The organism is Mesorhizobium sp. 10J20-29 (genome assembly GCF_054130485.1).
This window is the reverse complement of sequence record NZ_CP199156.1, coordinates 1,110,589-1,134,311: the sequence shown is the minus strand read 5'-3', so window position 1 is coordinate 1,134,311 and position 23,723 is coordinate 1,110,589. Positions and strand designations below refer to the sequence as shown.

Sequence of the window (23,723 nt, the reverse complement as noted above, 5' to 3'; positions counted from 1 at the left end):
CCTCACTACATTCCCAGGAGTTCGTATACTTGGCGCGTGTACGCCCCGAACTGCTCATGGGTCTTCATGTCCAGGGTGCGCGGATAGGGCAGCTCGACGTCGATGCGCTTGGCGAGCCGTGCGGGACCGGCGGTCATGACGGCGATCTTGCTGCCGAGCAGTACGGCCTCGCTGATGCCGTGGGTGACGAAAAGGATGGTCTTGCCGCTGGCTTCCCAGATGCGCAGCAGTTCGAGGTTCATCTTCTCGCGGGTCAGCGCGTCGAGGGCGCCGAACGGCTCGTCCATCAAGATCAGCTTCGGGTCGTGGATGAGCGCCCGGGCGATGGAGACCCTCTGCTGCTGGCCCCCGGAAAGCTGTTTTGGATACTTCGTCTCCTGGCCGGCGAGCCCCACCAGGGACAGCAGGTCGCGGGCACGATCGCGCGCCTCGCGCATCGGCAGGCCGAGGATCTCGGCAGGCAGCAGCACATTGTCGAGCACGGTCCGCCACTTGAGAAGCAGGGACTGCTGGAACACCATGCCGATGTCGCGTTTCGGGTCGAAGGGGCTCGCGCTGTTGCCGACGCTGACCGTTCCGCCCTCGTGGCTGGTCAGGCCGGCAAGGATCATCAGGATCGTCGACTTGCCGCAGCCCGACGGGCCGACGATCGACAGCAACTCTCCCTCGCCGATATCGAGCGTGACGTCCGACACGGCGACATACTCGTTGCGCCCGCCCTGGCCGTACACCTTGCGGACGTTCTCCATGCGGATGAAGGGCTCGGCGCTCATGCGTTTCCTCCCCGGTTGACGAGCAACCATTCGAGGGCGGCGACCGCCCCGTAGATGGCGACGCCGATCAGCGTGATGATGGTGACCGCCATGAACATGGTCGCCGTGTCGAGATTAATCTGCACCTGGATCATCAGATAGCCGAGGCCGCGGTCGGAGCCGATGAATTCGCCGACGATGGCGCCGGCGACGGCCAGCACCGCGGCGACCTTCATGCCCGAGAAGATGTAGGGCAGGGAGCCGGGGAACTGGATCTTGGTGAATATCTGCCAGCGACTGGCGTTGACGGTCTTCACTAGGTAGAGCATTTCGGGCTCGATCTCCGACAGGCCGCGGGCCGTGGTGATGACGATCGGGAAGAAGCTGATGGCGAAGGCGATCAGCATGTTGGTGGTGATGCCGTAACTCATCCACACGATGATGATCGGGCCGAGCGCCACCTTCGGAACCATGTTGAGCGAGACGAGGAGCGGCAGCAGCATGGCACTGGCCAGCCTGCTCCACGAGAATACCAGCGCCAGGCAGACACCGACGACAGCAGCGAGAAGGAACCCGCCGACAATCTCGGTGGCCGTGACGGCCGTGTTGGCGAGCCAGTCGTTGCGCCCCTCGCCGAGCGTCTGGAGCATCTCCAGCGGCGACGGCAAGATGTATGCCGGCAGGCTGCCGCTGTCGGCGGCAAGCTGCCACAGCGCGATGGCGACAAGATGCACGCCGATGGCCAGCAGATATCGGGTTGCGGCGGAATGCGCCGCGCGGGTGTCGGATGACATGAACTACTCCATGGACCGGGCGGAACCGGAGTTCCGCCCGCCGGCTGCGGCTCAGTTCGAGCCTGGTGCAACCATCTTGATCGACGGATCGAGGAACTCGTTGGTGTAGACGTCCTCGGGAGCGAACGGCTCCTTGATCGAGAACACTTCTGACACGAGCTTGGCGTCCGACGCCACCCGCTCCGGATCGAAATAGCCGAGCCCCTTGGTCGTCGAGACCTCGTCCGTCATCAGGTCGATGACGCCCATCCAGTTCTTCAGCTCGCTCTCGACTTTCAGGCCCGAAGAGTATTTCGGCAGGACGTCGACGCACTCCTTCGGGCTCTCCGTGCAGTGCACCGAGGCACGCTGCATGACGCCGACGAAGCGACGCACGACATCCGGGTTGTCGCGCAGGAACTCGCCATGCACGATGACCGAGTTGCCGTAGGGGTTGAGCCCATGGTCCTTCCAGGCGAACCACTGCAGGCGGTCGCCGAAGGCATCGGCCATGATGTGGTGGTAGTTGGAGAAATAGGTCGTGCCTTCGATGTCGCCCGACATCAGGGCGCTGACCTTGGCGGCGGGCGAGATGTTGACCCATTTCAGGCTGTCGGGATCGAGCCCGTTGACGCGGGCCAGAGCCGGCCACATGGCGCGCGCGGCGTCGGCCGGCGGATTGCCGAACTTGTGGCCCGGGAAGTCCTCGATACCCTTGATGCCCGAATCCTTCAGCCAGTACATCTGATAGGGCGAGTTCGCGTAGATGTTCATCACGGCGACGAGGTCCGCGCCGGCGCCCTTGGCGACCATCGCGGCGCCGAGATCGGCGACGCCGATCTGCGCCGAGCCGACACCGACGCGCTGGGCAGCTACCGTCGAGCCCTGGCCCTGCTCGATGGTGACATCGAGATCGGCGTCACGGAACAGGCCGGCGCTGTCGGCGTAGAAGATCGCCGCATGCTCGCCGGAGGTCGTCCAGTTCAGCACGAAGGTGACCTTGTCGGCTGCCTGCGCCGCCATCGGCGCGACAGTTGCCAGCAGGGCCGCGTGGATGGCGGTTCGAACGATATTCCTCATTGCATTACCTCCCTTGGTTCGTGCGGTGATCGCGCCGCACTCGCGCTGGTGTTTCCACGACGGACTGCGGTCAACGTGCGCAGTCCGTTGCCGTTGCGGTCAGAAGCGGCCGCCGCGTTCCTCGTAGTGCGTCGGCTTTTCGATCGACGGCATGCCGCGGCCGATCCAGTCGGCCACCCAGTCGATCATCACAGCGAGCGAGACGGTCGGATAACCGTAGAGCCGCTGCGCGGAAAGCGTGTTGTTGTACCAGCCCTCGGCCGCCGGCTCGCCGTCGTAGACGGGAGCGCGTCCGAAGCGGCGCCCGAACTCCTCGGCAATCATCATGACGCTGGCGTGCTCGGGTCCGCCGACATTCAGCGGCGAAGTCGGTGTGGTGGAATGCGCCAGGGCGCCGAGAATCTGGGCATTGGCGTCGCCCTGCCAGATGACGGAAGCGAATGCCGTCCCGATTGGGATCGGCGTGCCGTCTTTCACCCAGCGCGCGATGTCGTGCAGCACGCCGTAGCGCATGTCGATCGCGTAGTTGAGCCGGATCAGCCGGCCGGGCGTGTCGTGTTTGCGCGAGAAGTGCGAGAACATGCGCTCGCGGCCGACACAGCTCGTAGCGTAGTCGCCATAGGGCCCGGGCTCCACCGATTCGCTCCAGCCGCCGCCGACGAAGGGGGCGAAGGGATAGACGCAAAGGGTCGAGAAGACGACGATGCGGGAATCGCTGAAGCGCTCGGCGACGAGCGACGGAACATGGGTGTTCATCGCCCAGGCGAAGCTCGGATCCTCGCCGGTGCCGAATTTCTTGCCGGCCATGTAGACGACATTGGCGACATCGGGCAGGTCGGCCACCGCCTCGCGGTCGAGCAGGTCGCAGACGATGGTCTCGATGCCCCAGCCCTCAAGCTGCTCGCGCAGACCCGGCTCGGAGAACCGCGCGACGCCGATGACGCGCTTGTCGGGCGCCGCACGCTTGGCCATGTGCGCGAGCGACGGCCCGACCTTGCCGCCGACGCCGAGCACCATGATATCGCCTTCGAGCGAGCCGAGCAGTTCCGGAAGCCACGGAGTGGGCCGCGAGAGCAGCTCTTCGAGCTCCTCCTCGGTTCCGATGGTCGCCGGAAGTCGGTGCATCTGCGGATGCTCGGTCATGAAATCCTCCTCTGTAATTAATTAAGTACTTACTTAGTTACAGAGGTTTGTCAATAGTCGGGTTGGCGCCGATTCCGGTCGTGTGAGAGAACGGCTAGGGCCGGAGATAGCCTAGTATGACCGAGACGATGTGGTCCTCGCGCGCCTTGAGGCGCTCGTCGGTCATCAGGTCCTGGTGCAGGATGAACCCGAGCGTGTACCGGTTCGAAAGGTAGAAATAGCCTTCGGCGTTGATCGAGATGAAAAGCTCGACCGGATCGGCGCCGGCACGAAAGACCCCCGCTGCAACCCCGCGGTCCAGCGTGTCGCGGATGAACTCGAGCAAGGCGTTGTAGAGGCCGGCGATCAGGGCGGAACTGCGCACGTACTTGCCGCGCTGGACGTTCTCCGCCACTAGCAGGCCGATGGCCTCGGGCGTGTCGACGAACATGCGGAAAGTCGACCGCACAAGCTGGCTCATCGCGGCGACCGGGTCGAGGTCCTTGAGGACCATGTCGCGGTGGCGGGTGCGAATCAGAACGTAGATCGATTCGAGCGCGGCAACGTAGATGCCCTCCTTGCTGCCGAAATAATGATAGACGAGATTGATGTTGACGCCGGCCTTCCTGGCGATCGATTCGACGCGCGCCCCATCATAGCCGCGGGCCGCGAATTCGGCGGTCGCCACCTTTAGCAGCCTCGCCTTGGTCGCTTCGGGATCGCGCGTCCTGACTTTCCGCTCGGTCGCGGCGGTCATAGTGCACCCTCCAGTCTCGGAGAGGCTGCGATAGAATAGTACTCGTCTGTACTCACGGCCTCTCCTTGCGCCTCGACTACCTCAAACGGACCCTGCCGTGTAGACACAAGACAGGTCAAAGCTCAAGAGAGTGACCGGCAAGGGGATTCCGTCTTGTGTCTCTTGGAATCCTTCGTCGGCGTGCGCGGTCCTGCCTCTTTCGCTGGCTTCTCTTAGGGCGGCAGGTACTTGAACAATGGCAATTTGCTCCATCTGAATGTGTCGGTTGATTGGCTGACACCTCTAATAGCGCTGCGTAGGCTCCACCTATATGAGACGCAGCAGGAGTCGTAATCTACCTCACTGTAGCGGACTGGAGGATGGTTCCCGGTGGTCGACGAGCAAACCGCAGCCCGCAATCACCGAAGCGAAGTGGCCTGTAGAGATCTGCCTGAGAGCGCTCGCGTGCGTTGTTGCGCGCGATCTCAGGGGATCGCCAAGAGTGATATAATTGCGGCAGCTCCGAGTAACGCGATCTGGGCAAATTTCTCGGCAACGAGGCGCTGGCCGCGATTGTGCCGGGTATCGCCGAACATGACGATGGCGGTAGCGGTGATGCCGCTGACTACAGTTAGTCCGACTGTGGCCATGAACACGATCTGTAGAGAAAGCATGGGACCTCCAAGTTAATCGGAGGATTGTCGCTCATTGTAAAAACACGTGGATAGAAGGGCCCCGTCAATACCGGCCGATCCAACGGTAGCTTGCCTCCCGCCCTGATCGTCGGCCGAATTTGTCCTCGCAGTAAAAGTTGTTCGCAGCCACGCTAGGTGTGGGTTCTCACCAGGCCAATGCTTTGATGTAGCCGGCCCTGCATCGTTGTGGTCCGCTGTGTTTGCAGCGCATTTTGCTGGTGCAGAATCGGGCTGCCAGCTTCCTAGTGCAGGGGCATAGGCATGTCAGGGGCTCAAGCAACACTCCCTTTTGTCAGACCGATCTTCGGATCATGGAATCGGGAGCCTGACAGTTGAACGCTATCGCGCGAGTCCCGACTAGACTTTGTCCTTGCCATCGTTTTGTGTATGCGCTCGCGTTTGCCTGGCAGGCGCTTCAACAGATTTGAGAAGGACGAAGAATGATGTTTCAAAGAGCAATGAAGCTAGCTGTTGCCGCGGCCGTTGCGGCCACGCTGGCTGCTGGCGTTAGCGGTGCGCAGGACATACAGTTCTTCCGCATTGCGACGGGCGGAACCGCGGGCACCTATTTCCCGATCGGCGGCCTGATCGCAAATGCCATTTCCAATCCGCCGGGTTCTCGCGCATGCGACGAGGGCGGCAGCTGTGGCGTGCCTGGTCTCGTCGCGACGGCTGTGGCTTCGAATGGCTCCGTTGCCAATGTCAACGGCATTGCCGGCGGCTCGCTGGAATCGGGTTTCTCGCAGTCGGATGTCGCCTTCTGGGCACACAGCGGCACTGGTATTTTTGCTGACAAGGGTGCTGTCGAGAAGGTTCGCGCCATCGCCAATCTCTACCCTGAAAGCATCCATCTCGTGGCCCGCGCCGATGCTGGCATCAAATCTGTCGCCGATCTCAAGGGCAAGAAGGTGTCGCTCGACGAGCCGGGCTCCGGCACGCTGGTCGACGCGCGGTTGATCCTCGAGGCCTACGGCTTGGGCGAAGCAGACGTCGAGGCTGAGTTCCTGAAGCCCAATCAGGCGGCCGACCTGATGCGCGACGGCAATATGGACGCCTTCTTCTTCGTCGGTGGTTTCCCGGCCGGCGCGATCACCGAACTGGCCACCAGCCTGCCGATCACGTTGGTTCCGATCACCGGCACCGAGGCCGAGGGGCTGCGCGGAAAGTATCAGTTCTTCGCCAAGAACGTCGTTCCCGCCGGCACCTACCAGGGCGTTGACGCGGACACCGAAACGGTGAGCGTCGGCGCGCAGTGGATCACCAGCACCGACCAGCCGGACGACCTCGTCTACGAGATCACCAAGGCGCTGTGGAACAAGAACTCGCGCGCCCTGCTCGACAGCGGCCACGCCAAGGGCAAGTCGATCACGCTGGAAACGGCGCTTGACGGCGTCGGCATTCCGCTCCATCCGGGCGCCGAGCGCTACTACAAGGAAGCGGGCGTCCTGAAATAGGCTGCCACCAAAACGACCGGAGGACCGGGCGGCTATGCGGCCCGGTCCTTTTTGTTGACAGGAGAGGTCGCCGATGAGCCGCGAGCAGATCGAATTCGACGAAGCGGAAGCGCGTAAGCTCGAGGAAAAGTTCGACCCCGAAGTGCGCTTCCGCCCGCTTGGCCCGACGGCCTCGTGGCTTACCGCCGGGCTGCTGTTTTCGCTGTCGATGTTCCACTACTACACCGCCGGCTTCGGCCTGCTTCGCGAGGTCACTCATCGCGGCGTCCACATGGCTTTCGTGCTGGCGCTAATCTTTCTCGTCTTCGCGGCAACATCTAAGGGCCAGAAGACCCTCTACCCCTCTTCCGTGCTGCGCCCGGCCGGCCTGCCGATAATCGACTGGCTGCTCGCAGCCGCGGCGGTCGTGTCGACTCTCTACGTACCATATGTTTTCCACGACCTGGCCTTCCGGATCGGCAACCCGCTGACCATCGACGTGGTCATGGGCACGATGCTGATTGTCGTTCTACTCGAGGCAACCCGACGCGCCATGGGTTGGCCGCTGCCGGTCATCGCCGTCATCTTCATGCTCTACGCCGTCTTCGGTCGCTCAGCACCTGGACTGCTCGTTCATCCCGGCGCCGACTGGTCGACAGTGGTCAACCATCTCTATCTGACCAGCCAGGGCATATACGGCCTGCCGGTCGGCGTGGTCGCCACCTATGTCTTCCACTTCGTGTTGTTTGGCGTGCTGGCTACCCGCATGGGGCTAGGCAAGCTGTTCATCGATCTGGCGTCGGCGCTCGCCGGCCGCTTCTCCGGTGGTCCGGCTAAGGTCTCGGTGCTTTCCTCGGCGCTCCTCGGCTCGATCTCCGGCTCGTCCATCGCCAATACGGTGACCACGGGTTCACTGACCATTCCGGCGATGATCCGCATTGGCTATCCGCGCCACTTTGCCGCCGCCGTCGAGGCGGCCTCCAGTACCGGCGGACAGATTACGCCACCGGTGATGGGTGCCGCCGCATTCCTGATGGTCGAGTTTCTCGGCATCCCCTACACCGACATCCTCATTGCCGCGATCGTTCCGGCCTCCATGCATTTTCTCGGCGTGCTGCTGCAGGTGCATTTCGAGGCCAAGCGTCAGGGCTTGCGCGGCCTGAGCCCCGACGAACTACCAAAAGTATGGATGGTGCTGAAGCACGACTGGCCGACCGTTGTGCCGCTGTTCGTGCTGGTCGCCGTCCTACTAAATGGAAACACGCCCTATCTGGCCGCCTTCTGGGGCATTACTTCATGCGTGGTGATCGGTTTCCTCAACCCGCGCCAGCGGCTGAAGCCGCAGGACGTATTTGAGGCCTTTGTGCTCGGGGCGAAATACGCTCTCGCGGTGGGCGCCGCTGCTGCCACGGTAGGCATTGTCATCGGCGTGGTGACGCTGACTGGCGTCAGCTTCAAAGTTTCCTACATCGTCACGTCCAACGCCGCCGCTTGGGCATCGGCCATCCAGCCGTTAATCCCTTTCGACTTGATGTCGATGCCGACCCTGACGCTGCTGTTTACTCTGATCCTTACCGGCATCGTCTGCATTTTGATGGGCTGCGGCATACCGACGACGGCTAACTACCTGATCATGGTCACAGTCGCCGCGCCGATCCTCGTGCTGCTGGGGGTTGAGCCGCTGGTCGCGCACTTCTTCGTCTTCTACTACGGCGTGCTAGCCGACATTACGCCTCCGGTGGCGCTCGCCGCCTATGCCGCGGCCGGCATTGCCAACGCCAATCCCTTCAAGGCCGGCAACACGGCCTTTCGGCTCGGTATCGGCAAGATCCTGGTACCTTTCGTATTTGTCTTCTCGCCGTCGATGCTGATCGTAGTCAAGGATTTTACCTGGCAGAGCTTTCTGCTAGCGACCAGCGGGGCGGTGCTCGGAATCACCGCGCTTTCGGCGGCGTTTTCGGCATATCTTCTGCGACCGCTAGGGGTTCCTGCGCGCGCGGCCCTGATCGTCTCCGCGCTCTTGTTGGTCGCGCCTGAGTTCTATTCAACGATAATCGGCGTATCGCTCCTTGCGATCGTGCTCGTCTGGCAGGGGATTACAGCGAGGGGGCTCAGGCAGCTTTAGTTTCTGATGACGTCATTGGGGGCAGCAACTTGGCGGCACTGCTCTCTGCGCGGCAGTCACTTCGGTAGGCTAGTGCTCAATGGCAACTCGGGTGGCGGAGATGCCTCTCGGCGGACCGTCACGACCTTGCTCTTGCGAAATTGGTCGTCTCTCTGGCTACAGCCGACGTCGGTGCGATAATCCTACTTGGGTCATCGTACCGCTGATGATCCTGCCGTCCCGCGAAGTGCCCGCGATCCGTGAATCATGGCTGCAACTGCGCCCCGATATTTCCAACTCCGCCGCGTGCCGGTCCCGAACGAGCCATAAGTTTGGAACCCCGCAGGACACCAGGAACAGGCGGTAGTGCTTCGAGGGTGCTCCTGACTACCTTCCCGAAGCTGATGTCGGCCTTGCGCTCCGATCGCCTAAGTAGGGCGCGGAACTCGCTCTCGTGAGGGACTTTCTTGCTGCTAGCCATGTCGTGCCTCCATCGCCACCAAAGGGCCACTTCCCGATTAGAACAGATGCCTTGTCCTTTGGTTCCTCCAACAGAGTGCACGTTCGCATCTCCGGATAAGCGCACCTTCCCGCCTTCGATTTGATTCCACGAACCAAGTGCGTCGCTACCCGGGGACGCGCCCCTTCGCTCCCCAAGCCCTTACTGCAAGTAGGATTTCGCCGTCTGGTCCCGTTGGCAGCCGACTCCTGATCGCGTCGCGGAGCTGACCGCGCGCCCCTTCATCGAGAGACATGCAGTATTTCGGCGCAGAGCCGGTCCCGCCCAGGAAAGGTGTCCAATAGTCGTCAAAGCTACTGAACGCGGCCGGGATATCGATCGCCCGTACTTCCACGTCGGTGAGACCTGCGCCAGAAAAGAGCTCGCCCAAAGGGCCCGGCCGGCAGACTGGCGCCTTTACGCCGTCATCGAACTCGCTGGCATTCGGGTCGAAAGCAGTAGCGGCGTCGAAGAAGTGGCGCATCACCTGCATATGACCCGCATAGTCCCACACGTAGAGCGCGACCGTGCCGCCAGGCCTAGTGACGCGGGCCATCTCCGCAATCACGCCTTCCTTGTCGGGAACGAAGTTAAGTACGAGCCCCGACACAGCAACGTCGAAAGTATCGTCGCCTTCCGGAATTGCTTGCGCATCCCCCTGCTTGAATCTGACACGGGGGTCGGCGAGTTGCGCCTCCGCTACTTCCAGGAGCGAGCCGGCGTTGTCGATCCCCACGAGCTCTGAAGGCTCGCATTGATCGTAGATGACTGCAGTCAGCACGCCGGTTCCACATCCGATGTCTACCCACTTGGCTCTTCGCGGAACATCAACCCAAGCGGCGAACTGCGGAGCAATCTTTCGGCTCCACCGCCCCATATACCGCTCGTAAGCAGCACCTCCGCTCCAGAGATTGGGTATAGAAGTAGGCATCGCAGGGGCCCATTTGGGGCAGAACATATCGCACATTGTGACTGTCAGCCAGCGGACGATTTCAGGTGTGGTCGTGCGAATCCGACGGTGAATTAGTTCCCCGGTCACGCTGCACTGACCGCTCACGTGACCGACATTGGCGATGCATTTTACGTCCCCGACCAGGACTGGCTCAGCAGCAAGCCGACGTGAGGCTCCCGCAAGCGGTGCTGGCTCGTTCCAGGCAATTATTATTATATACGCAGCATAGGGCGGCGACGCCGAATTTGTGCCGTTGTGACCTGAAAATCCAGCATGGAATCCAGCATCGCCGAGGGGGCTGCCGCATGTCTAAGGAAGGCGGCTGGAAGGCATTAATTCCCATTGCCGCCTCGAGGCCTACTAGGTGTCGCACAAAGACTTCAATGGGAGGCAGACATCGCGCTGCAGCCCCCCAGGTAGCATCGAAACGGCCGGGAGGACCCTTTTCGTCCGACTCCGGACAATTCGCGAAAGCGGCTATTTCGTTGGTAGCGTTGGGTTCGTTGGGACACTTTTCGGCCGTTCACGAATAGAAGTCTTCTTTCTCTCTGACTTCGTTCAAGATCAGGGGCAAATAGGTACCAACACTCCCAACGGTCCCAATCGAAAGCCGAACATCTCCCGCGCCATCGCTTTTATGACCCTGCTCACACCCCTACCCAATTGCGATGTCGAGCAGATACTCCTTCGACTTTCCGAGGATGGCGTGCTCGCGAATGCAATAGCCGTCGACGATGCGCCCGACGTACTTGCTGAGGTAGGTGCCGAGCACCTTGGGATTGCTGTACCGCGGCGAGATTCCTTCGAGGGCATCTCGAAGCCTTTCAGCCGCAGCGGCCTTCTGGTCGTTGTCGGCTACGTTCTCCAACAGGTCAGGGCTGGCCGCCTCGATCAATGCCTTGGCAGTGACGAGGTTCTTTGCCCCGATGACATCGCGCCATGCCCTGTGCAGCGCAGAAAGGGCTTCACGCTCAGGATCATGCGCATCGATATCCTGGCGGGTTGCGCATGGATCTGGCTCGCCGAGCCATACGAGCGCGCCGCGTACAAGATCCGACCAGTCCTCGAAACGGCCGAAGGCCGGCAGCTTGTCCAGGCCCGGTCGCCCCGCAACCACAAAGGCGCGCAGTGCGGTAAGCGCCGCCACGACCAACTCGGCCCGATGCTGCGGCACCCATTCACGTAGATCGCGATCGAAACGGCGCGCACCGGGATCCTCAACGCGGGAGTCCATGCGGCAGATCAGGACGCGGGTGCGAATATCACCTTCAAAGGTGAGGCCGTTGCCATTGAGCAAGAAAAGCACGTTGGTCATGACGGTGCGGTTGCCGGAGATGCCGAGCACGCGGCACTGCCATGTCTCCGAGGTCAACACCGTACAGAACTCGTCGGAACGCACCGGCTGCTCGATGTTGTCGATCGTGATGACAGGATCGCCCTGCAGCAGGATAGAAAAGAGCCGCTTGTTGAACTCCTCCTCGTTCTTGCCCTGCGAAATCGTCGAGGCAGGGCGGCCGGTCGCGATCATCGAGATGGTGTCGCAGAGCAGCGTCTTTCCGGTGGCCATGCTGGTTGCGTCGAAGCCATGCCCAGGCGCAGTTCGCAGCGCCTTACGGCTGACGGCCGTCAGGATTGCCGATAGCGCGACGGACCGATAGGCACTTTCCTCAAGCGGGTCGTTCTGGTCGTCGAGGACGAATGGAAAATCCTTGATGACATCCTTCAGCTTTCCAAGAGCGGCAAGAGCCTGACTTCGGGTTGGCTGATCGGGGATGGGCGGAAACTCGACGCCGCCGGTGTCGAGATAGATACCGGTCAAATCGTCAAAGCCGGGTTGCGAAAGGATCGTGCCATCCGGCCGCATGGTCGGCGCCTCGACGATGCCGCGCAGGACGCGCAGACCCCATGCGCCGCGAGCGTTGTAGTGGCGCGAAAACTCCAGGGGCGGAGCACTGCGCACCCAAACCTTCCGCCGTTCATTCCACGATGCAAACTTGACCGAGCCTAGCATCAACTCGAGAAGCCGATGATCGTTGAGGACATGAATCTGAAGCGCACCAGCGTGTCGCTTGACGCCTTCGGATTCATCGTCGGCATCTAGGCGGATCATCTCCACGAGACGCCCGCGCATCTGCCAAATCGGCGCAACGCTCCGCCGGAGCTCGGCTTCGGTTTCGTTGAGGCAGCGTGGCAGCTCGGGCCGCGAGTACTTGACGATCGGCTCGTCGATATTTGTGTGCTCGTTCATCTACTTCTCCTCTACGTTCGCATTCCAGTTTACGGTGTCGATAACCGGTGCGTCGTATTCGACGACCTCGATTGTCTTTGCGGTCGGATCCTCAAAGGGCTCAAAGGCGGCCTGAATCATCACCCGGTTGGCCAGATCTTGGTGTCCAGCTTCGCGGACGTGATGGAGAAGCGTGCCAAGCGTAAAAACTCGGCCGTCTCGCTGCACCTTCGAGCGCTTCCAGGCGCCTCGGATAATGTCCGCCCAAAGGTTGCCCGACTTGTCGCGCTTACCGGGACCGAAATCTGAATTTTGGGCCGACCAGGCGACAACCGCCTCGCAGGCAGGCTTGCTGCCGCCGGTCGCATGGTGTGAGGCCTGCAAGATGGATAGGTGGTCGTAGTAGCCTCCGAAATCGCATGGATCGAGAACCTCGAGAAGCGTCCGCAACGTGTCGGCATCGATCTGGCCGGACTTCACGTCGCCCTGCGCATGGTCGTGGTCTGGCAGCTGTTGCCCGGAACCCATCAAGTCGGCGAGTTCTACGCCCAGCCATGACCGGATCGAGGGCTCAAGCGGCTGGAGCCTCGTCAGAGCAAGAAAATCGGCCAAGCCCTCGCCATGATGTTCCAGCACGAGATCGCGTGCGGCCTCATCGCCCGCGAGTCCGGCAACCTCGCAGACCATCTGCTCGGCGGTGACCAGATCGACGCCTGCCTCTACCAGTACGCCGAAGACGGACAGGCAGAAGGCGTCGCGGTCGTTGTCGGGATAGACAGCAGCGGCAAGAGCGGAGAAAGCCAGCCGTCCGACGCGGCAGTTCAGCTCGCCCCAGGACAGTTCGGGGAACTCGGCGTCGGGATTGCTCCAGACGAGGCGGTCAGGCTTCTTGCTAGGCTGCCTGATAATGCTTGGCGGAACGGCGGTCTGGCTGCCGTTCGAGCCGCGGATCTCGACTATGGTCAGTCCAAGCCCGCGCGCCTTCATGAGCGCAGCGGCTTCCTTCGATCGGATGCCGAACACACGGCTTTCATTGGGTGAGTCCGGCACGATCGCCAAGCGGTGACCACGCTGGCCTACCGGCTGGCTCGCACGGCCGAACTCGACAAGATGGTCGAGTCCGAAAGCCGGGCAGCCAACCAGGCCGCGCGCGGTCGGATAGTCGAGGTCGACGTCGATCAGGTTGCCACTGCCCGGTCCGAAACGAACGCCGATATTGTCGCCAGGCTGAAAATCATCTGCGGTCCGGACCAGAGTCGGCCAGCTCTTCTCGAAGGCGCTCTTCGTGCCGGCGCGGAGGCGGACCACCTGTAAGCCAAGCGAGCAGAGACGGTCGATATGATGGCGAAGCGAATGCCCATGCATGGTCAGGACTCCGACAAATGTGGGACAAGGAGGCAAGGAGGGCAGTGCTCGCAAAAGCACTGCCCTCCTTGAGCATTCAGGAAGGCTTTTCCGCCTTGGCGGCCTCAGCCCTCTTCTCGGCCTGCAGCCTCTCCACAAGAGCAACCCTGCGTTCACGCTCCTCAAGCTCGGGACGCCGATCCTCTAGATAATCCTCGAGCGACGGCCAAGTCTGCTCTTGCGCGAAGACCTCTCCGTTCGGATGCAGAATTGCCGAGGGATACCTGTCCCGGACATCGGTAGCTGTAAGAGGATGAACCGAGTCGTCGCTGTGGAGCCAAGCGATCACTGGGTGACATCGGTGATGCAGCTTTCCCGACGGGTCGAGCCAACTCACCACGCAGAAATAGTCTGCAGAAGTCGGTATCACGACCGGATCAGAGACATCCGGGTTTTCCCACGACAAGGCTTCGAACTCGACACTAACCTCGTCGTCGTCACCGGAGTTGATCCAAGCATAAATCGTATCATACTCGTCGTTCAGCCACCACTTGGTGAAAATGTCCTTCTTCCAACGGTATCCATCCTTGTCAGCAACATATTGGGTCATGCTATTCTCCATCGATTGTGTTGATGCCGACGCGAAAGCCCTACAAAGCAAGGCCTCGCGTTCGACTGATCGTCATTTGGGAATAGGCGGATGTGGTTTGCAGCGGCGCGACCCGCAGCTGTTTTGAAGTGCCTGTCAGCCCGTTCGCCGGCGCCACTCGCTCAGGAGATGGAGGGCAGTCTGGTAAAGAGGACTACGCCTTCTGGCGCCGAAGCTGCCCTCGTCGGGTCTGTTGCCGTAGGTCTCAGCGAAAGCAGCGCGCAATGTCGGAAGTGTAGGTCTTCCCCGCCAACCCGCTTCAAGCCTTGCCATGTCCATGAACGCCTTGCGGTCAACAACGCCTCCCAGAGGTATCGGGACGACATTAGCGCGTCCATCTATCAACCCAAGGACATGGTCCAGGGCAACCCTCATGATCTCGGTGGGCGGGCTCCCCAGTCGGTCTGCCCCCTGGAGGAGGTTTAGAACATCCCATCGCAATTTCTGGCTCGCCAGACGCGCTCGTTTGCCGGCCTTGGATTTCGGCTCGGCTTCTACTGAGGCGTAAATTACGCGTTGCGCAATCCTGTCTGCATGATCAAGCCGATCGCCGACGTTAGTTCCGGCGAACCAAGGGTCTGATGCATGATAGGTCTCTGTTTGCGCAGTCGGATGTTGCGAGGACCTGTTCGTCGTCGCCGCTTTGAGCCGAGCCTGATAGATCGGGCTCTTCCGAAATGAATATAGCGTGCCTTCAGACACTCCGAGTTTCAATCTGGCCTCCGCCAAGGCAGCTGTGACGGTGGCGCCGCGTGCGATGAACTGCGCCTCAATGTAGACCAAGGCGGCCGCCTGCTTCCGGCGACGAACTCTCTCTTCCAAATTGAGCGCGACAGCGAGTGTCTTTCGTATGTCAGAGGTCAGAGGTTTTCCTTCAAGTGCAAGCTGATCGACCAGCGTCGCCAAAGCCAGCCGCCGAGTCCGCAGGTCGGACATTTCTTTGTCGGGAAGGATAGTGGCCTTGGCCAAGCTTTCCTGTGTAAGCGCTATGACCTTCTGACCTGGTTCGCCAGCCAGCGAAAAGTCCAGGAATCCGAACCGCTCAATTTCATATGCGTCGCGAACCGTGCGCGCCAGATAGTCAACAGTATCGATGTGGCGCGCATGCGTTCGTTTAGCCGCATGCGCGATCCAGACGTCTGCGAAACCAGGTTCTCCGTGGGTTCCCCGCGTGAAGAACATCTCGTTTCTTTGGGCATCTCGAGCGTCAGGGAGATCGTCGAGATCGTATTCGGTAACCGCAAAAGGATCGGTCATGTTCGACTTCACCGCTGGACTTGTTGTTGCAAACAAGCATTTCAATCCAACGCGCGCCAGACAAGAGGCGCCGCCCTCCCACGCCCGGCAGAACTGACCGGGCCCGCCGCCGTGCAGGCACCGCGATCCCCGCGGGGCCACAACGGGAGACGAAGAATGTCCGAATTGAAACTCACCAAACTGCAGCGCAGCACGCTGCATGCAGCCGCTGTTCGAAGCAACTACATCGCCTGGCCGATCCGGAACGGGAAACTCAACGCCGGTTCAGAGGTCCGCGTTATAAGGCGATTGATGGCGATGGGATTGGTAATCGAGAAGCCTGCCATCCCCAAGGCTCCGGTCTGGCGGGAAGATGACCAGGGCCAGTCTTTGATGGTCGTCATCTCAGAAGCCGGCTTGGAGGCCGTCGGATTGCTGCGACACGGCAAGGCTGGCCGCCGATCCCGCTCGGCCGGAAAGAAGGGTACCGTTGCCGCCAAGGAGGCGCCCCCATCGCTTAAGGAGCCGCGGTCACCTCGCGCTGGCTCAAAACTGGCGATGTTGGTCGAGCTGCTGGGCAGGGCAGAGGGCGCAACGATCGAGGAACTGGTCGGGGCGACGGGATGGCAAGGGCATTCAATACGTGGCGTAATGTCGGGCGCGCTGGTAAAGAAATTCGGGCTAATGATAGCGTCGGAGAAGGTTGAGGGCCGCGGTCGAGTATACAAGGCCGCCGTCGGCTCTAACCGCATTAACAGCTGAGGAACGGCAGAACGATCGGCTTGGCGGACTCCCGGCGGTGCGCGGTCCGGTGACCTTGGGCACGCTTGCCGGATGCCTTCAGCATGATTACCTGACACGGGCACGACTATCGCCATCTCACAGGATTTTCATGAAGAAGATCGGATTTCTGTCCTTCGGCCATTGGTCGTCTTCGACACAGTCTCAAACGCGAACGGCCGCCGATGCCCTGTTGCAGTCGATCGACCTTGCCGTCGCTGCCGAGGAGCTTGGTGCCGACGGAGCGTATTTCCGGGTGCATCATTTCGCGCGCCAGCTCGCATCGCCGTTTCCGCTGCTAGCGGCGGTCGGTGCAAAGACCAGCCGAATAGAGATCGGTACGGCGGTCATCGACATGCGATACGAAAATCCACTCTACATGGCCGAAGACGCGGGCGCTGCGGACCTAATATCTGGCGGACGCCTGCAACTTGGAATCAGCCGCGGCTCGCCCGAACAGGTGATCGACGGCTGGCGCTATTTCGGCTACGCCCCGCCAGAGGGCCAAACCGATGCTGATATGGCTCGAGGTCACGCGGAAGTTCTGCTCGACGTGTTGCGAGGCGAAGGCTTCGCGAACCCAAATCCGAGACCGATGTTCCCGAACCCGCCCGGCCTGCTGCGCGTCGAACCGCATTCGGCAGGTCTGCGCGACCGCATCTGGTGGGGTGCAGCCACCAACACAACGGCCGAATGGGCGGCGAAACTCGGGATGAACCTGCAGAGCTCCACGCTCAAGTTCGACGAGAGCGGCGAACCGTTTCACGTCCAGCAGGCTGCCCAGATTCGGGCCTATCGCGAAGCATGGAAAGAAGCTGGTCATGCGCGCGAACCACGAGTGTCGGTCAGCCGCAGCATCTTTGCGTTGGTGGACGATCGCGACCGGGCCTATTTCGGCGGCGGCGAAAGCCAAGACCATTTTGGCTATATCGAGCCAGAGAAGCTGGCCGTCTTTGGCCGCAGCTACGCCGCCGAGCCGGAGGTTCTAATCGAGCAGTTGAAGGGCGACGAGGCCATTGCCGAGGCCGACACGCTGCTGCTTACTGTGCCAAACCAGCTCGGCGTAGAATACAATGCTCATGTCATAGAAGCTGTCTTGACCCACGTCGCCCCGGTACTCGGTTGGCGATAAACTAGCGGAGTACAACGCTCTGCCGCGAAACTCGCAGCATTGGGCGACTCACTTTGCGACCGCGGCGTGCTGAGCATGGATACGGATTTAGATTCCCGGTCCACTCACCGGGCAGAATTGCCAAGGACTGGAGAACGTCGCGGACATCAATTTCGGTGCCCCAGCACCACAGCGCAATCGCATCTTCGCATTTCTGTCCGGAATGAACTCGAACACCGTTGGCGGGGCCGCACTTGACGCGTCAGGCGCAACCAAACGAATTGAAACCCTAAGGTCCATTTGACCAGTTCATTTGCAAACGGTGGACTTGATAGCCAGTTCGATTCATCATCAACCCAATCTATCAAATGCCGGCTATGAACATGTAGATCGTGCTTATTGTTCGTTGGCCAAAACAACGCGCGGCGAGTAGGTTTTAACCCCGAGGTCGCCATGATTGAACGCCGTCTTGCAGCAATTCTCGTCGCCGACATTGCGGGATACAGCCGCCTTGTCGGCATGGACGAGATCGGCATCTTGTCGGAAGTGGACAGCATCAACACTGAAATTCTCGAACCATTGGCCGCCAAGCACCGGGGAAGGCTTGTCAAATATATGGGTGACGGCGCGCTAATCGAATTTGGTAGCGCGGTGAACGCCGTAGAGTATGCAGTAGCGTTCCAGTCGGCCGTGGCCCAGGCCAACACCGTGCGAGCCGGCGCGCCGATCGTTTATCGGGTGGGGATCGCGTTGGCGGATGTGGTGCTTCGCGGCAGCGATGTGTTCGGCGACGGCGTCAATATCGCTGCGCGTCTAGAATCAATCGCTGAGCCAGGTTCGATCTTCGTATCCGACTCGGTTTTCGCACAGGTGCGAGGCAAGTGCGGTCACGACTTCGCTGACTTGGGTTTGAAGACCCTGAAGAACATCGACAGACAGGTTGGAGTCTATCGCGTGATGGCGCCTTCCGTTCTGACAAACAGCGCAGCGGCCCCGGTCGGAGCGCAGGCCCCGGTTTCCTTGATTGTGCTACCATTTGCCAACGACAGCGGGGATCGCGAACAGGAATACTTTTCGGACGGAATAAGCGAAGATATCATAACTGACCTATCGAAGGTATCGGCGCTTCAGGTCGTGTCGCGCACGACATCTTTCATGCTCAAGGGCAGACCTCTGGCCATCGAAAAGACCCGGTCAGATCTTCGCGTCAGTCACATCGTAACAGGCAACGTGCGCAAGTCAGGCAGTCGTGTGAGAGTCAGCGCGCAACTGGTGGACTCTGCTCGTGACACCGAGATCTGGGCCGAACGCTACGATCGCGAGATCAGTGATGTATTTGCCCTGCAAGACGAACTTTCAACTGCAATCGTTACCGCCTTAAAGGTCCGCCTTCTGCCGGACGAGCGGACGGCGATTGAAACCCGCTCGACCTACGATTCCGACGCCTATCGCTACTATTTGATGGGGAGGTCCTATTTCTCCCTGCGCGGCGCCAGGAATTATGAAATCGCGTTACGGTTCTGCAGGCGAGCGCTGGAGATCGACACTAATTACGCCCGTGCATGGGCGCTTTCCTCGCTTTGTATGTCTTACCTACATACCGCCGGCAGATCTGCCGATACCGGCATGGAAGAGGCACGCAGAGCGCTTTTGATAGAGCCCGATCTGTCGGAAGCCCATGCGGCAATCGGCAGAGTCCTGGCAGAGCGCGGCCAATTCGACGACGCACTTGAAGAGCATCGTCAGTCCGCAGATCTCGAACCCGATTCCTTCGATGTCCACCACAATTTTGGGATGACCTACCTTGAGTTGGGAGAATATGAGCAGGCAATTGAGCATTTCCACTACGCCGCATCGCTTCACGCGACGGACCACACTGCACTCAATCTCCTTGCGCTCGCTCAGCGCGGCCTGGGCCAGGAAGACGAATTCCGAAAGACAACGCATGAAGCGCTTGAGCGGATTGAGCGGGAAATCGCAATGCGCCGCGACAACGCCAACGCGATCGCCCACGGAGCCTTGGCGCTCGCGCGCCTTGGGGAAAAGGAGCGCGCTGTCGAGTGGATCGAACGCGCCCTAATTATCGAGCCAGACGACATGACTGACCGCTACAACCTGTCATGCGCGCTGGCGCAGATTCTGGAGATTGACCGCGCGATCGACCTTCTTGAATCCTGCGTATTTCGGATGCCAGTCGAATTCGCGCAATGGCTAAAGCAAGACGCCGACCTGCAGCCACTTGCCGGACACCCACGTTTTGTAGGCATCGTTGAAAAATGCGAGCGCAGGATTGCTGCGTCAGGGCCGCCAGGAGCATAATCCGCAAAGCCTATTACTTCAGGAGGCGCAGGATCGGATTGTCGAAACGGCCGCGAAACGCCATAAAGTACTCAGTTTCCTCAAACGCTTGCGCTGGCTGGTGATCAATTGGGGTTCGCGTCAGCCGACCGGTAAGCGACAAAAGCTGGAACGCGTCCTCTCTCTTTTGGTCTACACGATTCTGAGTCAGCCATTTCGCGACTGAAGGCGAAACCGACTCGTCGGGATGGGCAACGTTGTGTATCGCAACAAGCGATTCAAATGTCCTTTTCGGATAATGCATAGATCCAGCTACCTCGACCAGGCGCTGGTGTTGCTGGCTTGTGACCAAACCTAGAGCCTCTGCCCGAGCAAGCGTGGGGCGTATGTTGACTAGTGCTTCGCATAGAATTGGAAAGTCGAGTTCGGCGGGTCCGTGTTCGATCGCAACCTCATCATCCCGCGTCAGTATGCCGGATCGATAATCCTCGAATATCCGGCCGATACCAATCATCCCAAATTGGTGAAGCTCGGCTGCCCGCAGCGCACCCATACTCGAAGCTCCGCAGACCACAGCGCCTCTGTCGATAGCCCAACGAATTTCTGAGTGCTGCACCGATGGCGCTCCCCTGAAAACGCCGTCGACGAGGCCGATGATTCGCACCCCGTCACGTACGCAACAATAAATATCGCCTTGCCGCGCTGGCTGTCGCCAGTCCCACGGCGCGTCCTTTCCGATAAGGCGGGGCAAGGATCCCAGGGTCGGGCCAACGAAGACGGTCGCCCTCACGTCACTCGTGCCGATCGTGCGCGGCTGCCTGGGATGTAGCCGCGTGCGAACGGGTAGCCCTCCAAGCCAGGTACGACGACCCGCACAAAAGATAGTGCACCACAGTGCGGGGAAATGTCGACGGCTATAGGGTGCATAAATCCGGCCGAAGCAAGGCGGCCGACAACCCATTCAACGCTTGCGTGACCCGGCAGTTCGGAGATTGGACCATCCAGCACAGCCGGCATTTGCGCTGTCATCTGCGCAGGGGACAAATCCATTGCATAGTATTCAGGTGTAATGTCATCGCGCGCGCCTGATATGAGGAGCACCCTTGTCTGCACCGCTTCCATCAGCGCTCGTCGCATGGCGACATGACCGTTAGGGTGGCAACCCGTCCCGGCGGCGGATACAGGGAGTCGCAGCGGCGACGTTCCAATCTCCGTCAGGCTGCAGTAAAATACCGGTACACCGACATCGGTGGTTATCTCGCAAAGCGTAACGTCGATCGCCCTTTCTTGCAGGGCAGCGATGAGGATCGATGTTGCGCTATCGCTAATGCGGTTGGCGTGCACCGGGATGCCTCGGCGGCGGCCTGATGCTTGGAATAGGGCAACTGCGTCGCCCTCGATGACTTCGCAAAGTCCATGCACGACCGCCGCCTCGCGTGATTGGCCAGCACCAAGACCGTTGCTGCTCACAACGAACCCGTCACGCCGGAACGCCGTGCCGGTGCGAAGATCGACATGGATGAGGTCAAACGGCACTGCGGCCTCTGTTCCCGTCCGCAGACAAACTCCCAGCGTCACTCTTGTGTCGCTCGTGTCGCTACCCTCCGCTCCGGACCGGGCGATCTTGGGATAGCCGGAGAACGCCGGCATAAGGATGTCGCCTGGAACTTCGGCTACCCGGCAACACTGGTCAAACGTCTCGGCGTAGTGGAGTTCTAGTGCCTCCATCAGTCCAGATACGCACGCCTCTAGCAAGGTTAGGCCCTTGCCAGAAGACAGACAGATCGAGCGCGCCGCAGGGCGGATGACGGACACGACCGAAAGCGGTGAATCGTCAAGTCCACCGACATCAGCGACGCGCGTAATCCCGGCTGAACCGGCAAATTCAAGTGCCGCCTCCAACGTTCGGCAAAGATTGCCCGATCGCGAGAAATGCGGCTCATTTGGATTGATGACGAGTGAACGAGGCCATTCGACCGAGTGGTTATTAGTAGCCTGCCGCATCTGGGCTTGTATTGGTCCGACCTAGGCTCTGCCCATGATAACCATGCCGCCACCGCCCACCTTGATTGGCTCGTAAATAGCCAAATTGTTATCTCCAAGCCGCAGCTGCACAGCTCCGGTGACATTGATCGTGTTGCTACGGACTGCGTCCAGAGCGTCCGTTATCTGGTCGTCGACAATCCGCCAAAGCCCGAGATCTAGATCGGCGTCGAACTCGACAAGCTGATCACCTGGGATGACAAACAGTCGCTTGTCGCGACCACCGCCGCCGCCGGCAATGCCTTTCAAGTCTACCTGTACGAAGATCGTTCCGTTTATCGTGCGGAGAATTTCGTCTGAGACGTCAATACCAGTGAAGTAGAGCAGCAGAAGTGCCTTGAATCTATCGAGACCCAAAGAATTTGCGCTCGTTAATGGTAATCCGTTAGCCTGGAGTATGTTCCTTTCGTCTGAACTGAGAGCTGGAAAATATGGACCAGGCCCGTCCTTTCGAAAGGATTGAAATTTGCTACAGTCGCCCTGCAGCACACCACCCTTCGGCTGACCCTTTCCAGCGTCTAGCGCAGTTTCTACTGCATCAAACACTTGGCTGAAGAAGTAGGCCATAACGCTTCGTTCTGCATTGGCACCTGCCCTTTCCCAGCGATTGTAACGTGCGTAGAAGGGCGAAACCTGGTTGTCGATTCGAACCCTCACCTCCGGGTCGGCTTGATAATCCGTACAGAAGTCATCCTCTGATTCAGGCATGTTGATCTCCTAGAAAACAACAAGAGAGTGTATCCACGAATACACTACTTTCTTGTGGGCGATTTGTCGATCTTTTGGCGAACGACAAGGACAGTCCCCCAAGTTCCAACATCAAGAATCCACATGTCTGCGGTATGGACTACAACTTGCCAAGGCAGAGCATCGAGCCGGGAGGCCAGATTGGCCAACAAGCGTCCAAACTCAGCTTACTTGTTGGTCGTCTCGAACTGCTTCGCAACCAGCCACCTTCAGTGCCCGCAGCCAGACACATCTAGTAGAGAAAATTGGCAGCGCAGGCTGGATGTTGACCACTGCAAATCGCCCGGCTAGTTCCGACGCTCCTCTGAGCTAGATGGCGGCGCGACGCAACCACATGGGTCCGGTCGCCTTGTCATCGCACCCCACGCGCGGCTGCTGTTGGCGATCATATGGCAGGCGTGCCACTAACCCGCCACACTAGCAACGGCCGACTAACCGTTCGATCAATACAACCCGCCCTGATTGACCCCGACTCCCTCGCCGCGCAGCTTCAGCACCTCGCAGAACTCGCGAAGCATATCGGCCGTCACATCTTCCGGGAAACAGAGCGGCGAATATCCGCCGGGCTTGGTCCAGGCGCTGCGCTTGCCGCAGTTTCGGCCGCGAGCATCCCTGTTGTAGGGGCATGGGCAGTTGCCGGGGTACCGGGCGATGCTCTCAGCGATAAGCCGATCCTTGAGCGTAGGAATGGGAATTTGACAGTTGAAGGTCTGCGACGCTGCCGGACTGGCGGGGAACACCAGGCCCAGCGCCAGGCAAAGCGCAGCAGGACCTTGCATCCCCGCCCTAGGCGCTCCCCTTCGTCTCGCTTTCTTCGTCAAGATCTTCGATGGGGAGGCCTCCCCGCCTGATCAGCCAGTCTTTGACTACTTCGTTGCCGCCAAAAGGGCGCTGGTTGGCTTCATTCATCTCGCGGATCAGCTCAAGGTACTCGGCGTCGAGTTCGGCTTCCGAGATGAGTTCGGCGGCACGGCGAAGCAACGCGCGCAGCTCGGGCGCCAGGCTCTCATCTTCACACGCGGCAAGCAGTTCGTCGGCCAGTGACATCTTGATCTCCCGTCATGGAATGATGCCCGCGAAGCCGCGCTGTGGCAAATCGAGATCCCCAACTTTGCCTTGGCTGTTGGGCAGCTTCAGTTTCA

21 protein-coding genes are annotated in these 23,723 nt (G+C 60.3%); 5 read left to right on the top strand and 16 right to left on the bottom strand.

Annotated features, from left to right (window positions below; translation table 11 throughout):
- Positions 1-5 precede the first annotated feature (5 nt).
- The 6 genes from ACT2BZ_RS05455 to ACT2BZ_RS05430 form a co-directional block, all read right to left on the bottom strand.
- Positions 6-773, bottom strand: a complete 768-nt coding sequence (locus ACT2BZ_RS05455) for an ABC transporter ATP-binding protein (protein WP_457939835.1) — start codon at positions 771-773, stop codon at positions 6-8.
- A complete protein-coding gene (locus ACT2BZ_RS05450; RefSeq protein WP_457939834.1) occupies positions 770-1,546 on the bottom strand; it encodes an ABC transporter permease in 777 nt (258 codons plus the stop codon). The genes ACT2BZ_RS05455 and ACT2BZ_RS05450 overlap by 4 nt, the downstream gene beginning before the upstream one ends.
- 51 nt (positions 1,547-1,597) lie before the next feature.
- Entirely contained in the window at positions 1,598-2,605 is a 1,008-nt protein-coding gene (locus ACT2BZ_RS05445; RefSeq protein ID WP_457939833.1) for an ABC transporter substrate-binding protein, read from the bottom strand.
- 99 nt (positions 2,606-2,704) lie between these two features.
- Positions 2,705-3,748, bottom strand: coding sequence for an NAD-dependent epimerase/dehydratase family protein (locus tag ACT2BZ_RS05440; RefSeq protein WP_457939832.1), 1,044 nt, complete (start codon positions 3,746-3,748; stop codon positions 2,705-2,707).
- A 94-nt stretch (positions 3,749-3,842) separates the two neighbouring features.
- On the bottom strand, positions 3,843-4,484 hold the full coding sequence (locus tag ACT2BZ_RS05435) for a TetR family transcriptional regulator (protein ID WP_457939831.1): 642 nt from the start codon (positions 4,482-4,484) through the stop codon (positions 3,843-3,845).
- A gap of 464 nt (positions 4,485-4,948) precedes the next feature.
- The gene (locus ACT2BZ_RS05430) at positions 4,949-5,137 is read right to left on the bottom strand and encodes a hypothetical protein (protein WP_457939830.1); all 189 of its coding nucleotides are present in this window, start codon (positions 5,135-5,137) and stop codon (positions 4,949-4,951) included.
- Between the two features lie 461 nt (positions 5,138-5,598).
- On the opposite strand from ACT2BZ_RS05430, the gene ACT2BZ_RS05425 reads away from it, so the two are divergent.
- Both ACT2BZ_RS05425 and ACT2BZ_RS05420 read left to right on the top strand, forming a co-directional pair.
- Positions 5,599-6,612: a TAXI family TRAP transporter solute-binding subunit gene (locus ACT2BZ_RS05425; protein WP_457939829.1), complete on the top strand. Its 1,014-nt coding sequence runs from the start codon at positions 5,599-5,601 to the stop codon at positions 6,610-6,612.
- 73 nt (positions 6,613-6,685) lie between these two features.
- Positions 6,686-8,716: a TRAP transporter permease gene (locus tag ACT2BZ_RS05420; protein ID WP_457939828.1), complete on the top strand. Its 2,031-nt coding sequence runs from the start codon at positions 6,686-6,688 to the stop codon at positions 8,714-8,716.
- A gap of 605 nt (positions 8,717-9,321) precedes the next feature.
- Here the strand turns inward: ACT2BZ_RS05420 and ACT2BZ_RS05415 are convergent.
- The 5 genes from ACT2BZ_RS05415 to ACT2BZ_RS05395 form a co-directional block, all read right to left on the bottom strand.
- Positions 9,322-10,125 (bottom strand): class I SAM-dependent methyltransferase, encoded by an 804-nt coding sequence (locus tag ACT2BZ_RS05415; protein ID WP_457941231.1) that lies wholly within the window; start codon positions 10,123-10,125, stop codon positions 9,322-9,324.
- Between the two features lie 676 nt (positions 10,126-10,801).
- Entirely contained in the window at positions 10,802-12,394 is a 1,593-nt protein-coding gene (locus ACT2BZ_RS05410; RefSeq protein WP_457939827.1) for a hypothetical protein, read from the bottom strand.
- The gene (locus ACT2BZ_RS05405; protein ID WP_457939826.1) at positions 12,395-13,738 is read right to left on the bottom strand and encodes a bifunctional DNA primase/polymerase; all 1,344 of its coding nucleotides are present in this window, start codon (positions 13,736-13,738) and stop codon (positions 12,395-12,397) included.
- Between the two features lie 76 nt (positions 13,739-13,814).
- Positions 13,815-14,327, bottom strand: a complete 513-nt coding sequence (locus tag ACT2BZ_RS05400; protein WP_457939825.1) for a hypothetical protein — start codon at positions 14,325-14,327, stop codon at positions 13,815-13,817.
- 135 nt (positions 14,328-14,462) lie between these two features.
- Positions 14,463-15,623 (bottom strand): hypothetical protein, encoded by a 1,161-nt coding sequence (locus tag ACT2BZ_RS05395; protein WP_457939824.1) that lies wholly within the window; start codon positions 15,621-15,623, stop codon positions 14,463-14,465.
- Between the two features lie 156 nt (positions 15,624-15,779).
- On the opposite strand from ACT2BZ_RS05395, the gene ACT2BZ_RS05390 reads away from it, so the two are divergent.
- From ACT2BZ_RS05390 to ACT2BZ_RS05380, 3 genes are all read left to right on the top strand, one after another.
- Positions 15,780-16,364, top strand: coding sequence for a DUF3489 domain-containing protein (locus tag ACT2BZ_RS05390; RefSeq protein ID WP_457939823.1), 585 nt, complete (start codon positions 15,780-15,782; stop codon positions 16,362-16,364).
- Between the two features lie 130 nt (positions 16,365-16,494).
- On the top strand, positions 16,495-17,514 hold the full coding sequence (locus ACT2BZ_RS05385; protein ID WP_457939822.1) for an LLM class flavin-dependent oxidoreductase: 1,020 nt from the start codon (positions 16,495-16,497) through the stop codon (positions 17,512-17,514).
- A gap of 432 nt (positions 17,515-17,946) precedes the next feature.
- Positions 17,947-19,812, top strand: coding sequence for a TPR end-of-group domain-containing protein (locus tag ACT2BZ_RS05380; protein ID WP_457939821.1), 1,866 nt, complete (start codon positions 17,947-17,949; stop codon positions 19,810-19,812).
- 13 nt (positions 19,813-19,825) lie between these two features.
- On the opposite strand, the gene ACT2BZ_RS05375 is transcribed toward ACT2BZ_RS05380, so the two are convergent.
- From ACT2BZ_RS05375 to ACT2BZ_RS05355, 5 genes are all read right to left on the bottom strand, one after another.
- Positions 19,826-20,407 carry a TfuA-like protein gene (locus ACT2BZ_RS05375; protein ID WP_457939820.1) on the bottom strand — a complete coding sequence of 194 codons (582 nt, stop codon included), beginning with the start codon at positions 20,405-20,407 and terminating at the stop codon, positions 19,826-19,828.
- Between the two features lie 170 nt (positions 20,408-20,577).
- The gene (locus ACT2BZ_RS05370; protein WP_457939819.1) at positions 20,578-21,795 is read right to left on the bottom strand and encodes a YcaO-like family protein; all 1,218 of its coding nucleotides are present in this window, start codon (positions 21,793-21,795) and stop codon (positions 20,578-20,580) included.
- A 21-nt stretch (positions 21,796-21,816) separates the two neighbouring features.
- Complete coding sequence (locus tag ACT2BZ_RS05365) at positions 21,817-22,542, bottom strand: hypothetical protein (RefSeq protein WP_457939818.1); 726 nt, start codon at positions 22,540-22,542, stop codon at positions 21,817-21,819.
- A gap of 482 nt (positions 22,543-23,024) precedes the next feature.
- A complete protein-coding gene (locus tag ACT2BZ_RS05360) occupies positions 23,025-23,360 on the bottom strand; it encodes a hypothetical protein (RefSeq protein WP_457939817.1) in 336 nt (111 codons plus the stop codon).
- A 7-nt stretch (positions 23,361-23,367) separates the two neighbouring features.
- Positions 23,368-23,628, bottom strand: a complete 261-nt coding sequence (locus ACT2BZ_RS05355; RefSeq protein WP_457939816.1) for a hypothetical protein — start codon at positions 23,626-23,628, stop codon at positions 23,368-23,370.
- Between the last annotated feature and the right edge of the window lie 95 nt (positions 23,629-23,723).

What these genes read in the sequence shown, in the direction of transcription:
- ACT2BZ_RS05455 (WP_457939835.1), bottom strand. Translation starts at nt 773, where the DNA reads ATGAGCGCCGAGCCCTTCATCCGCATGGAGAACGTCCGCAAGGTGTAC.
- ACT2BZ_RS05450 (WP_457939834.1), bottom strand. Translation starts at nt 1,546, where the DNA reads ATGTCATCCGACACCCGCGCGGCGCATTCCGCCGCAACCCGATATCTG.
- ACT2BZ_RS05445 (WP_457939833.1), bottom strand. Translation starts at nt 2,605, where the DNA reads ATGAGGAATATCGTTCGAACCGCCATCCACGCGGCCCTGCTGGCAACT.
- ACT2BZ_RS05440 (WP_457939832.1), bottom strand. Translation starts at nt 3,748, where the DNA reads ATGACCGAGCATCCGCAGATGCACCGACTTCCGGCGACCATCGGAACC.
- ACT2BZ_RS05435 (WP_457939831.1), bottom strand. Translation starts at nt 4,484, where the DNA reads ATGACCGCCGCGACCGAGCGGAAAGTCAGGACGCGCGATCCCGAAGCG.
- ACT2BZ_RS05430 (WP_457939830.1), bottom strand. Translation starts at nt 5,137, where the DNA reads ATGCTTTCTCTACAGATCGTGTTCATGGCCACAGTCGGACTAACTGTA.
- ACT2BZ_RS05425 (WP_457939829.1), top strand. Translation starts at nt 5,599, where the DNA reads ATGATGTTTCAAAGAGCAATGAAGCTAGCTGTTGCCGCGGCCGTTGCG.
- ACT2BZ_RS05420 (WP_457939828.1), top strand. Translation starts at nt 6,686, where the DNA reads ATGAGCCGCGAGCAGATCGAATTCGACGAAGCGGAAGCGCGTAAGCTC.
- ACT2BZ_RS05415 (WP_457941231.1), bottom strand. Translation starts at nt 10,125, where the DNA reads ATGCCTACTTCTATACCCAATCTCTGGAGCGGAGGTGCTGCTTACGAG.
- ACT2BZ_RS05410 (WP_457939827.1), bottom strand. Translation starts at nt 12,394, where the DNA reads ATGAACGAGCACACAAATATCGACGAGCCGATCGTCAAGTACTCGCGG.
- ACT2BZ_RS05405 (WP_457939826.1), bottom strand. Translation starts at nt 13,738, where the DNA reads ATGCATGGGCATTCGCTTCGCCATCATATCGACCGTCTCTGCTCGCTT.
- ACT2BZ_RS05400 (WP_457939825.1), bottom strand. Translation starts at nt 14,327, where the DNA reads ATGACCCAATATGTTGCTGACAAGGATGGATACCGTTGGAAGAAGGAC.
- ACT2BZ_RS05395 (WP_457939824.1), bottom strand. Translation starts at nt 15,623, where the DNA reads ATGACCGATCCTTTTGCGGTTACCGAATACGATCTCGACGATCTCCCT.
- ACT2BZ_RS05390 (WP_457939823.1), top strand. Translation starts at nt 15,780, where the DNA reads ATGTCCGAATTGAAACTCACCAAACTGCAGCGCAGCACGCTGCATGCA.
- ACT2BZ_RS05385 (WP_457939822.1), top strand. Translation starts at nt 16,495, where the DNA reads ATGAAGAAGATCGGATTTCTGTCCTTCGGCCATTGGTCGTCTTCGACA.
- ACT2BZ_RS05380 (WP_457939821.1), top strand. Translation starts at nt 17,947, where the DNA reads ATGATTGAACGCCGTCTTGCAGCAATTCTCGTCGCCGACATTGCGGGA.
- ACT2BZ_RS05370 (WP_457939819.1), bottom strand. Translation starts at nt 21,795, where the DNA reads ATGCGGCAGGCTACTAATAACCACTCGGTCGAATGGCCTCGTTCACTC.
- ACT2BZ_RS05365 (WP_457939818.1), bottom strand. Translation starts at nt 22,542, where the DNA reads ATGCCTGAATCAGAGGATGACTTCTGTACGGATTATCAAGCCGACCCG.
- ACT2BZ_RS05360 (WP_457939817.1), bottom strand. Translation starts at nt 23,360, where the DNA reads ATGCAAGGTCCTGCTGCGCTTTGCCTGGCGCTGGGCCTGGTGTTCCCC.
- ACT2BZ_RS05355 (WP_457939816.1), bottom strand. Translation starts at nt 23,628, where the DNA reads ATGTCACTGGCCGACGAACTGCTTGCCGCGTGTGAAGATGAGAGCCTG.